Origin of the sequence: Pseudomonas sp. RW407 (genome assembly GCF_003176655.1) — a bacterium.
Classification (GTDB): Bacteria; Pseudomonadota; Gammaproteobacteria; order Pseudomonadales; family Pseudomonadaceae; genus Pseudomonas; species Pseudomonas delhiensis.
In genome coordinates this window covers 543,391-553,909 of sequence record NZ_QGSL01000029.1, presented here as the reverse complement: position 1 = coordinate 553,909, position 10,519 = coordinate 543,391, and the positions used below count along the sequence as shown (strand labels likewise).

The 10,519-nt window shown below is 70.4% G+C and carries 11 protein-coding genes; 6 read left to right on the top strand and 5 right to left on the bottom strand.

What is annotated here, in order from left to right; all coding sequences use genetic code 11:
* Positions 1-201: 201 nt before the first annotated feature.
* Together lon and DK254_RS03425 are read right to left on the bottom strand one after the other, a co-directional pair.
* Complete coding sequence (gene lon / locus DK254_RS03430) at positions 202-2,601, bottom strand: endopeptidase La (protein ID WP_109932224.1); 2,400 nt, start codon at positions 2,599-2,601, stop codon at positions 202-204.
* Positions 2,602-2,656: 55 nt separating this feature from the next.
* On the bottom strand, positions 2,657-3,463 hold the full coding sequence (locus tag DK254_RS03425) for a helix-turn-helix transcriptional regulator (RefSeq protein ID WP_109932222.1): 807 nt from the start codon (positions 3,461-3,463) through the stop codon (positions 2,657-2,659).
* An 81-nt stretch (positions 3,464-3,544) separates the two neighbouring features.
* Between DK254_RS03425 and DK254_RS03420 the strand changes: the two genes are divergently transcribed.
* Together DK254_RS03420 and DK254_RS03415 are read left to right on the top strand one after the other, a co-directional pair.
* Complete coding sequence (locus DK254_RS03420; RefSeq protein WP_109932220.1) at positions 3,545-4,435, top strand: ATP-binding protein; 891 nt, start codon at positions 3,545-3,547, stop codon at positions 4,433-4,435.
* Between the two features lie 66 nt (positions 4,436-4,501).
* Entirely contained in the window at positions 4,502-5,251 is a 750-nt protein-coding gene (locus DK254_RS03415) for an AraC family transcriptional regulator (RefSeq protein ID WP_109932218.1), read from the top strand.
* Positions 5,252-5,260: 9 nt separating this feature from the next.
* Here DK254_RS03415 and DK254_RS03410 read toward each other — a convergent pair whose 3' ends face one another.
* The 3 genes from DK254_RS03410 to DK254_RS03400 are packed head-to-tail and all read right to left on the bottom strand — an operon-like array spanning position 5,261 to position 7,271.
* Positions 5,261-5,569, bottom strand: coding sequence for a hypothetical protein (locus DK254_RS03410; RefSeq protein ID WP_109932216.1), 309 nt, complete (start codon positions 5,567-5,569; stop codon positions 5,261-5,263).
* The gene (locus DK254_RS03405) at positions 5,566-6,096 is read right to left on the bottom strand and encodes a thiamine pyrophosphate-binding protein (protein ID WP_109932214.1); all 531 of its coding nucleotides are present in this window, start codon (positions 6,094-6,096) and stop codon (positions 5,566-5,568) included. Before DK254_RS03405 ends, DK254_RS03410 begins: the two co-directional genes overlap by 4 nt.
* A gap of 5 nt (positions 6,097-6,101) precedes the next feature.
* Entirely contained in the window at positions 6,102-7,271 is a 1,170-nt protein-coding gene (locus DK254_RS03400; protein WP_109932212.1) for a PepSY domain-containing protein, read from the bottom strand.
* A gap of 197 nt (positions 7,272-7,468) precedes the next feature.
* Here DK254_RS03400 and DK254_RS03395 point away from each other — a divergent pair, with 197 nt between their 5' ends.
* The 4 genes from DK254_RS03395 to DK254_RS03380 form a co-directional block, all read left to right on the top strand.
* Positions 7,469-7,801 (top strand): ferric uptake regulator family protein, encoded by a 333-nt coding sequence (locus tag DK254_RS03395; RefSeq protein ID WP_256595791.1) that lies wholly within the window; start codon positions 7,469-7,471, stop codon positions 7,799-7,801.
* A 96-nt stretch (positions 7,802-7,897) separates the two neighbouring features.
* On the top strand, positions 7,898-9,004 hold the full coding sequence (locus tag DK254_RS03390; protein ID WP_089391489.1) for an NADH:flavin oxidoreductase/NADH oxidase: 1,107 nt from the start codon (positions 7,898-7,900) through the stop codon (positions 9,002-9,004).
* Between the two features lie 135 nt (positions 9,005-9,139).
* A complete protein-coding gene (locus DK254_RS03385; protein ID WP_109932211.1) occupies positions 9,140-9,469 on the top strand; it encodes a hypothetical protein in 330 nt (109 codons plus the stop codon).
* Between the two features lie 77 nt (positions 9,470-9,546).
* Positions 9,547-10,519: zinc-dependent alcohol dehydrogenase family protein (locus tag DK254_RS03380; RefSeq protein ID WP_109932960.1), on the top strand; the 973-nt coding region annotated here is incomplete at its 3' end.

The following is a 10,519-nucleotide window of genomic DNA, read 5'->3' as shown; positions in this document are numbered from 1 at the left end:
GTAGGAGCGGATCTCATCCGCGAATCGCGCCGGGATGTCCGGCCATCGCGGACAAGGTCCGCTCCTACAGTTCCAGGGAAGCACGGTCGTAGGAGCGGACTCCGTCCGCGATTGGATTCACCGGCCACGCCGGACACCCCGGTGGCACGGCCAACGGCGGATAACGCCGTAGGCGTCATGCGCCCCGCGGGGGCGGCGCCCTCAGGCCGGGAACAGCACCTTGGCCACGTCGCCGTAGCGCCTGGCGAAGTGCACCGTCAGGCCTTCCTTGAGGTAGTCCGGCAGTTCCTCGAAGTCGCCGCGGTTGGCTTCCGGCAGGATCAGCTCGTGGATCTTCTGCCGGCGCGCCGCGATCACCTTCTCGCGCACGCCGCCAATGGGCAGCACCTGGCCGGTGAGGGTCAGCTCGCCGGTCATGGCCACGCCCTTCTTCGGCGCCTGGTTGCGCGCCAGGGACAGCAGGGCGCTGGCCATGGTGACGCCGGCGCTGGGGCCGTCCTTGGGCGTGGCGCCCTCGGGCACGTGCAGGTGGACGAAGGCCTGGTCGAAGAAATTGGCGTCGCCGCCGTACTTCTTCAGGTTGGCGGTGATGTAGCTGTAGGCGATTTCCGCCGACTCCTTCATCACGTCGCCCAGTTGCCCGGTGAGCTTGAAGCCACGGTTCAGCGTGTGGATGCGCGTCGCCTCGATGGGCAGGGTGGCGCCGCCCATGCTGGTCCAGGCCAGGCCGGTGATGACGCCGACGCCGGAAAGCAGCTGCTCGGTGCGGAACACCGGCATGCCGAGGTAGCTCTCCAGGTCCTTGGCGCCGATCTTCAGCCTGGTCTCGGGGTCCTCCAGCAGCTTGACCACGGCCTTGCGCACCAGCTTGCCGAGCTGTTTCTCCAGCTGCCGCACCCCGGCCTCGCGGGCGTAGCCCTCGATCACCGCGCGCAGGGCGGCGTCGTTGATCGACAGGCGCTCCTTCGGCACCCCGGCCTTCTCCAGCTGCTTGGGCCACAGGTGGCGCTTGGCGATGGCCAGCTTCTCCTCGGCGATGTAGCCGGACAGGCGGATGGCCTCCATGCGGTCGAGCAGCGGCCCGGGGATGGAGTCCAGGGTGTTGGCCGTGCAGACGAACAGCACCTTGGACAGGTCCAGGCGCAGGTCCAGGTAGTGGTCGAGGAACTCGACGTTCTGCTCCGGGTCGAGGGTTTCCAGCAGCGCCGAGGCCGGGTCGCCCTGGTAGCTGGCGCCGAGCTTGTCGATCTCGTCGAGCATGATCACCGGGTTCATCACCTCGACGTCCTTCAGCGCCTGCACCAGCTTGCCCGGCAGGGCGCCGATGTAGGTGCGGCGGTGGCCCTTGATCTCCGCCTCGTCGCGCATGCCGCCGACGCTGAAGCGGTAGAAGGGCCGGCCGAGGCTTTCGGCGATGGACTTGCCGATGCTGGTCTTGCCCACCCCGGGCGGGCCCACCAGCAACACGATGGAGCCGGCGATCTCGCCCTTGAAGGCGCCCACGGCGAGGAACTCGAGGATGCGGTCCTTGACGTCCTCCAGGCCCGCGTGGTGCTTGTCCAGCACCTTGCGCGCATGGGGCAGGCTGAGCTTGTCCTTGCCCAGCACGCCCCAGGGCACCGAGGTGGCCCAGTCCAGGTAGTTGCGGGTGACCGCGTATTCCGGCGAGCCGGTCTCCAGGATCGACAGCTTGTTCAGCTCCTCGTCGATGCGCTTGCGCGCCTGCTCGGGAAGGATCTTGCCTTCCAGGCGGGCGCGGAACTCGTCGGCGTCGGCGCTCTTGTCGTCCTTGGTGATGCCCAGCTCCTGCTGGATGGTCTTGAGCTGCTCCTTGAGGAAGAACTCGCGCTGGCGCTCGCCGATCTTGCGGTTGACCTCGGCCGACAGCTCCTTCTGCAGGCGCGCGACCTCGACCTCCTTGCGCAGCAGCGGCAGGACCTTCTCCATGCGCTTGAGCATCGGCACCGTGTCCAGCACTTCCTGCAGTTCGTTGCCGGGCGCGGTGGTCAGGGCCGCGGCGAAGTCGGTGAGCGGCGACGGATCGTTGGGGTTGAAGCGGTTCAGGTAGTTCTTCAGCTCCTCGCTGTACAGCGGGTTGAGCGGCAGCAGCTCCTTGATCGCGTTGATCAGCGCCATGCCGTAGGCCTTCACCTCGTCGCTGGCGTCGCTGGGCGTGTGCGGGTAGTCCACCTCGACCAGGAAGGGCGGGCGGTGGCGCTTGATCCAGCCGCGGATGCGCACCCGCGACAGGCCCTGGGCGACGAACTGCAGCTTGCCGCCCTCGCGGCTGGCGTGGTGCACGCGCACCAGGGTGCCGTGCTCGGGCAGGCTGTCCGGGTCGAAGTGGCGCGGGTCGTCCGGCGGGTTGTCCATGAAGAACAGCGCCAGGCAGTGGTGGTCGGTCTTGGCCACCAGCTCCAGGGTTTCCGCCCAGGGTTCCTCGTTGACGATCACCGGCAGCACCTGCGCGGGGAAGAACGGGCGGTTGTGGATCGGGATGACGTAGACGGTGGTCGGCAGCTTCTGGCCGGGCAGCACGAGGCTGGTCGTGCTGACCTCCTCGGCGCTGTGGATGTCGTGGATCTCGTCGTGGTCGCTCATGAGGCACCTGACTGATTGAACATGACAGTCTAGATGGGGAATCGGCCGGCGACTTTCAATTCCCCGACGAGCGTGGCCTGTTGCCGGAGGTTTCCCGCGGCGGGCGCAGGAAGTCGATCGGCGGGCGGCCGAACTGGCGGCTGAACATGGCGCTGAAGGCGCTGGGCGTGGAATAGCCGACCTCCAGGGCCGCCTCCAGCACGCTGGCGCCGCTGCCCAGCAGCTCCAGGGCGCGCAGCAGGCGGGCCTGCTGGCGCCACTGGCCGAAGGTCAGCCCGGTGTCGCGCAGGAACCAGCGGCGCACCGTCTTGGTGTCGACCCCGGCCCGCGCGGCCCAGGCTTCCAGCCCGGCATCCAGGCCCATGTCCCGGCACAGCCGGCGCAGGCGTGGCTCGTTGGGCAGCGGCAGGTGCAGCGGCAGCGCCGGTTCGCTGGTCAGCTCGTCGAGCAGCAGGCGCAGCACGCGGCCGTCGCGGCTGTCCGTCGGGGCCTCGCCGGCGATGCCCACGGCGGCCAGGATCAGCTCGCGCAGCAGCGGCGAGACGGCCAGCACCGTGCACTCGGCGGGCAGGTGCGGCGCGCTGCCCGGCTCGATGTAGAGGGTGCGCACGTGCACCTCGCCGACCATCCGCGTCCAGTGCTCGATGCCGGCGGGTATCCACAGGCCGCGGTTGTCCGGCACCACCCAGAGGCCGCTGGCGCTGCCCACCACCAGTACCCCGCGCACGGCGTAGAGCAGCTGCGCGCGCTGGTGGCTGTGGCTGGCCACCTGGTGGCCGTCGGCGTAGTCCAGGGCGACGGCGGTCACCGGATTGGCGGCGTGCTCGTCGCCGTGGATGGAAGGAATGTCCGCTTCTCGCATATCACCGCCCATTTTGCGTTAGACGGCCAGTCTCGCCGCTCACTAGCATCTTCGCCAATCCCCCTGCGTCCGGTTTTTCCCATGTCCGACTTCGCCAGTGCCCTGCAACCGCTCACCGAACAGCTCACCCGCATCGCCGACCTGCTGCAGCGCAGCCTGCCGCCGGAGCCGGCCCAGGCGCTGCGGCCGGAGGTGATCGCCTACCTCTGGGAATACCGCCCCCACGCCGGGGTGGCCCAGGCGCAGCTGACCCCGGTACAGGAGCCGGCGCTGATCGCCTTCGACGACCTGCGCAACGTCGACCGGCAGAAGGCCCTGGTCGAGCGCAACACCCGCCAGTTCGTCCAGGGCCGCCCGGCCAACAACGTGCTGCTCACCGGCGCCCGCGGCACTGGCAAGAGTTCGCTGGTGAAGGCCTGCCTGCACGCCTTCCACGCCGAGGGCCTGCGCCTGATCGAGGTGGACAAGGAGCACCTGGGCGACCTGCCGCGGATCATCGAGCTGGTGCGCCTGCGCCCGGAGCGCTTCGTCCTGTTCTGCGACGACCTCTCCTTCGAGGACGGCGAGACCGGCTACAAGGGCCTGAAGACGGTGCTCGACGGCTCGGTGGCGGGGCAGGCCGGCAACGTGCTGATCTACGCCACCTCCAACCGCCGCCACCTGCTGGCCGAGCGCGCCGCGGACAACCTGGCCTTTTCCCGCGGCGACAACGGCGAACTGCACCCGGGCGAGGCGGTGGAGGAGAAAATCTCGCTGTCCGAGCGTTTCGGCCTGTGGATTTCCTTCTACGCCTTCAGCCAGGACGAGTACCTGGAGGCGGTGGCGCGCTGGCTGCAGTCCCACGGCCTGGGCCAGGAGGCCATCGAGGCCAGCCGCGCCGAGGCGATCCGCTGGGCCACCCACCGCGGCTCGCGCTCCGGGCGCATCGCCGCGCAGTTCGCCCGCGACTATGCCGGGCGCCAGGCGCCCTGACCGGCGCGGCTGGGCAGGGGCGCGCAACTTCGCTAGAGTGCGGGAAACCCTCGTACGCCCCTGCCGATGCTGCACGCCCGTCTCGCCCACCTGCCCGAGCAGTCCCACGCCCATGACCACGAGCATCACCAACTGGTGCTGGCCCTGGCCGGCCGCGCCGAGTTCGAGGTCGACGGGCGCGGCGGCGAGGTCTGCCGCATGCGCGCCTGCCTGGTGCCGGGCGACGCCCGGCATGCCTTCGCCGGCACCGGCGACAACCGCATGCTGATCCTCGACCTGCCGCCGCAGGGCGTGCCGGACGAGGACCGCGAGTTGCTGGCCCGGCTGTTCGAGGCGCCGCGCTACCCGACGCTGGATGCCGACTTCCAGAACCTGCTCGGCTACGCCGGCGCGGAACTGGCGCGCTACGGCAGCGACCCGCTGCTGGCCAGGGCGCTGGGCGGCGTGCTGCTGCGCGCCCTGCACCTGCGCCTGTTCGGCGAGACGCCGCGGCCGGCCACCGGCCCGCTGGACATGCAGCGCCTGGACGGGCACATCCGCAGCCACCTGGCGCGGCGCATCACGGTGGCCGAACTGGCCCAGGTGGCCTGCCTGAGCCCCAGCCATTTCCACGCCCAGTTCAAGGACAGCGTCGGCCTGACGCCGCACCAGTACCTGCTCAAGCAGCGCCTGGACGCCGCCGCGCGCCTGCTGCGCGAGACCGACCTGGCGCTGGTGCGGGTGGCGGAGGAGTGCGGCTTCTCCAGCCAGAGCGCCCTGACCACGGCGATGCGCCGCTACCTGGGGCTCACCCCCGGGGCCCTGCGCCGCGGCTGAATGCCCGCCTCAGGGGCCGGCGATGTCGCGGGAGTCGACCTCGGCGCGGTAGCCGGGGCCGACGTCGAAGAGCACGAAGTAGGGCACCGCCGGGCGCTGGAAGGTCAGGCTGGAGTCGGCTCCCAGGCGTTCTTCCAGCAGCGTCTGGCCGTCGTGGCCGAGGACGCGCAGCTTCACCCCCGCCGCCTGGCTGCCGTCGCTGAAGCCGCCCAGGCAGCGGATGCGCTCGGCGTCCAGGGCCTTGCATTCGAGGAAGGGCGCGTGGGCCAGGGCCAGGGGGCTCAGGCCCAGCAGCAGGAGGGGCAACAGGGCTTTCATCGGGACGCTCCTTGGCGGTCGAGCCAGGCCACCAGCGACGGGGAGGCCTCGGCGAGGGGCAGGCTGGCCTGGTGCACGCTGCCGTCCCAGGCTTCGACGGTCAGCCACAGCTGGTCGTCGGCGCGGGCGCGCGGCGGCACCGCCACTTCGGTGAACTGCTGGTACGGGCTGCCGCTGAGCAGCGCGCCGGGGGCGCTCAGGCTGTAGGGCCGGCCGATGCGCAGGTAGGCCGCGCGGATGCGCTGCTCGCAGCCCTGGCACCAGGCCAGGGTGAAGGCCTTGAGGTGGCCGGCGCGGCCTTCGTCCTCGGGGTCGCCGACTTCCCACTCGGCCAGGCGCGCACGCCAGGGGCCGACCTGCAGCTCGCCGACCTCGCGCTCGCCCAGGCCGGTGAGGCCGCGGTCGACGCGGGCCTCGTGGAGGAACGCCGGCAGGTAGCCGAGGGGGATCAGCACCAGCAGGGCGCTGAGGTGGAAGCGCCAGCGCAGCCAGTGGCGGCGCAGGCGCGAAGGTTTACGTCCGGGCATGGCGTTCACTCCGTGAGGGCCGCGGTGCGCTGCGGGGCGCGTTTCTTCTTCAGCTGCTTGGCGGTGGCCAGCAGGGTGCGCTTGCTCCAGATCTGCAGGCCGCTGAGCACCATCAGGCTGAGCAGCAGGCCGAAGGCGAACCAGATCAGCTTCACCCACAGCCCGCCGAAGTCGCCCACGTGCAGTGGGCGCATGGATTCGCTGAAGAACTCCAGGCCGCTGCGGTCGCCCAGGCGCCGGACCGCGGCCAGGCTGCCGTCGTAGGGGTTGACCTTGGCGCGCTCGAACAGCAGCGGGAACCAGCCGTGGCCGAGCAGGCCGATGGGCGCGAAGGCGTCGCCCGGCAGCGCCAGGTAGCGCGGTTCGAAGCCGGGGATTTCGCCTTGCGCGGCGGCCACCGCCTGGTCCAGGCCGATGCGCGGCGGCGGCCCGCCGTCGACGCCGGGCGGCACCTGCTCGGGCTGGATGATGGCCGGCACGCCCTCGCTGGAGATGGAAATGGCGTTGTCGTAGAGCACAGCCTGGACCAGGAACCAGGTGCCGCTGACGGCGATCACCGCGATGAACCAGATCGACCAGATGCCGGCCAGGCGGTGGAAGTCGCCCCAGAAGATGCGTGCGCCCTGGTTCAGGCGCAGGCGCGGCTTGAGGAACCCGCGCCAGAAGCGCTTGTACACCACCAGCCCGGTGACCAGCGAGGCCAGCATCGGCAGGCCCAGCAGCGTCACCAGGTACCAGCCCCAGCTGTAGCCGTGGCTGAAGGGCACCAGCCACCAGCCGTGCAGGGCACGGGTGAAGTTGCGGAAGTCGAACAGCGGCGCCTCGCCCTGGATGGCGCCGCTGTACGGGTTGACGTAGAGGGTGGCGTTGCGCGCGTCCGGGTAGCTGACCTCGGCCTCCACGGCGAAATGCTGTTCGCCCGGCAGCCGCAGGCCCTGCACGTGGGCCTGCGGCTGCTGGCGTTGGACGGCGGCCAGCAGGGCGTCGTAGCCCAGGCGCGGGGCGTCGCCCGGCGGCGCGTTGGCGCGGATGGCCGGGTTGGCCAGCCAGACGATCTCCTGGCTGACGGTGGCCAGGGTGCCGGTGATGCACACCAGGAAGACGAAGAACCAGATGGGCAAGGCCAGCCAGCTGTGGACCAGGAACCAGCTCCTGGCGCGGGATTTCTTGGACATGGGGGGCTTCAGGCTTTACACGCGGGGAAGGGCCTCGTGCTCGACGAGGGATTCTATGGAGTAGGACGGGCGAGAAGGAAAAACCGGCAATGGGGCTTTGCAAGAAATTGTTTCGTCGCCTCGGTTGCCGGTTTTGCCCCGCTCGTTCGTCTTCTATAGGAGAAAGCCGCAATGACGGCCCGGAAAAGGACCCTTTCGTGACCCTCCATCATCGCTTCCCCGACGCGGCCGCCGGCGGCCGGCCCGAAGTCCCGCCGCTGGCGCTGCGCCGCGAGCTGCGCCCGGCGCGCAAGCTGCTCGAACTGGCCGGCCTGCGTTGCAGCCTGCCGCGCCTGAAGGTATTGGACGTGCTCTGCACCGGCGGTTTCTACAGCGTCTCGGCGCTGCACCAGCGCCTGCTGGACGAAGCCGCGCCCATCTCGCCCAACTGCGTGCGCCAGACCCTGCGGCGCCTGCATGCCAGCGGCGTGCTGCGCCGCGACGCGCAGCGCCGCTACGGCCTGGAGCTAGAGCTGCCGGTACCGGGCTGAAGGGTTCGCGGACGAACGATTGGCGTGTCGGCCGGCCAACCCGGTCTACAGTTGAAGTGTCGATCATTCGTTGAAAGAACCTGAGGGAGTGTAGCCATGAGCCAGCTGTTCGAGCCCCTGACCCTGCGCCAACTGACCTTGCCCAACCGCATCGGCGTTTCCCCCATGTGCCAGTACTCGGCCGAGGACGGCCTGGCCAACGACTGGCACCTGGTGCACCTGGGCAGCCGCGCCGTGGGCGGCGCCGGCCTGGTCATAGTGGAGGCCACCGCGGTGGTCCCGGAAGGGCGCATCACCGACCGCGACCTGGGCCTGTGGAAGGACGAGCAGGTCGAGCCCCTGCGGCGCATCACCCGCTTCATCGAGTCCCAGGGGGCGGTGGCCGGCATCCAGCTGGCCCATGCCGGGCGCAAGGCCAGCACCTATGCGCCCTGGCTGGGCAAGCCGGGCAGCATGCCGGTGGCCGAGGGCGGCTGGGTGCCGGTGGCGCCGTCGGCCATCCCCTTCGATCCCAAGCACACCACCCCCGCGGCGCTGAGCGAAGAGCAGATGGCCGAAGTCACCCAGGCCTTCGTCCGCGCCGCCGAGCGCGCCCTGGTGGCCGGCTTCAAGGTGGTGGAGGTGCACGCGGCCCACGGCTACCTGCTGCACCAGTTCCTCTCGCCGCTGTCCAACCAGCGCCGCGACCAGTACGGCGGCTGCTTCGAGAACCGCATCCGCTACCTGCTGGAAGTGACCCAGGCGGTGCGCGAGGTATGGCCCGAGGAACTGCCGCTGCTGGTGCGCCTGTCGGCCACCGACTGGGTGGAGGACGGCTGGAACCCCGACGAGACGGTGGAACTGGCCCGGCGCCTGAAGGGCCTGGGCGTGGACCTGATCGACGTGTCCTCCGGCGGCACCGCGGTGAACGCCGAGATCCCGGTGGGGCCAGGCTACCAGACGCAGTTCGCCGAGCGCGTGCGCAAGGAGGCCGAGATCGCCAGCAGCACCGTGGGCATGATCACCGAGCCGGTGCAGGCCGAGCACATCCTGCGCACCGGCCAGGCCGACCTGATCCTGCTGGCCCGCGAGCTGTTGCGCGAGCCCTACTGGCCGCTCAACGCCGCCGACGAGCTGGGCGGCCAGCAGGTGCCCTGGCCGCCGCAGTACCTGCGCGCGGCCCAGCGCGGCACGCCGGCGCGCAAGCCCCTGGGCGAAGCCTGAGGCCGTGGCGCGCCGCCCGTCGGGCGGCGCGCCGGGGCTTGCCGCAACGAAATGTGAAATGGGTCGCATGCAGGCCTTTTGCTGCTATGCTCCGCTGCGACGCGTCAGGACGACGCATTCCCCACGGGTAGACGCATGGACGCACACACCTCACCCTCTGCCGTGCCGGAGTCGGAAATCGCCCTGTTGGCGAACATCCTGGCCCTGGCGACGCGCAACATGTCCGCCCTCAGCACCCTGATCGGCCAGCTGTCCCTGGAGCTGGGCCGCAGCACCGACCCGCACCTGCAGCAGGTCGGCCAGCGCGCGCTGAACGACATCACCCGGCTGGCCGGCGACCTGGAGACCCAGTGGGAGCTGATCGGCAGCCTGGCGCGCTTCTGCCCGCTGCTCAAGCGCAGCCAGCTCAAGCCCGAGCCGCTGCTGACGGAAATCCACATCACCGAGCTGCCCACCGCCGAATGAGCCTTTGATCGGGATCAGGCCCCGGCCGCCGGGGCGGGACTAGCCTGTCCGGACCATTCCCCGAAAGGAGCCCGGCCATGAAAGCCCTGGTCTACCGCGGTGTCGGCGACATCGCCCTGGAAGAGCGTCCCGACCCCACCCTGCAGGCCCCCGGCGATGCGGTGGTGCGCCTGGTCCGCACCACCCTGTGCGGCACCGACCTGCACATCATCAAGGGCGACGTGCCGGCCTGCAAACCCGGGCGCATCCTCGGCCACGAGGGCGTGGGGGTGGTCGAGCAGGTCGGCTCGGCGGTCAGCCAGTTCAAGCCCGGCGACCGCGTGCTCATCTCCTGCATCAGCGCCTGCGGCAAGTGCGACTTCTGCCGCAGGGGCATGACCTCGCACTGCCGCACCGGCGGCTGGATCCTCGGCCACCTGATCGACGGCACCCAGGCCGAGAAGGTGCGCATCCCCCATGCCGACACCAGCCTCTACCACCTGCCCGCCGGGGTTGACGAGGAGGCCATGGTGATGCTCAGCGACATCCTCCCCACCGGCTTCGAGTGCGGCGTGCTCAACGGCCGCGTGCAGCCCGGCGGCAACGTCGCCATCGTCGGCGCCGGCCCGGTGGGCCTGGCCGCGCTGCTCACCGCGCAGTTCTACTCGCCGGCGCGGATCATCATGATCGACCTGGACGACAACCGCCTGGAAGTGGCCAGGGGCTTCGGTGCCACCGACTGCTTCAACGCCGGCGACCCGCAGTTGCTGGAGAAAGTCCGCGCGCTGACCGACGGCCTGGGCGTGGACAGCGCGGTGGAGGCGGTGGGCGTGCCCAGCACCTTCAGCCTGTGCGAGGAACTGATCGCCCCCGGCGGCGACATCGCCGTGCTCGGCGTGCACGGGGTGCCGGTGCAACTGCACCTGGAGCGCCTGTGGTCGCACAACATCACCCTGCGCACCCGCCTGGTGGACGCGGTGACCACGCCAATGCTGCTCAAGAGCGTGCAGGCCGGCAAGCTGCAGCCCGAGCAGCTGATCACCCACCGCTTCGCCCTGGGCGATATCCTCG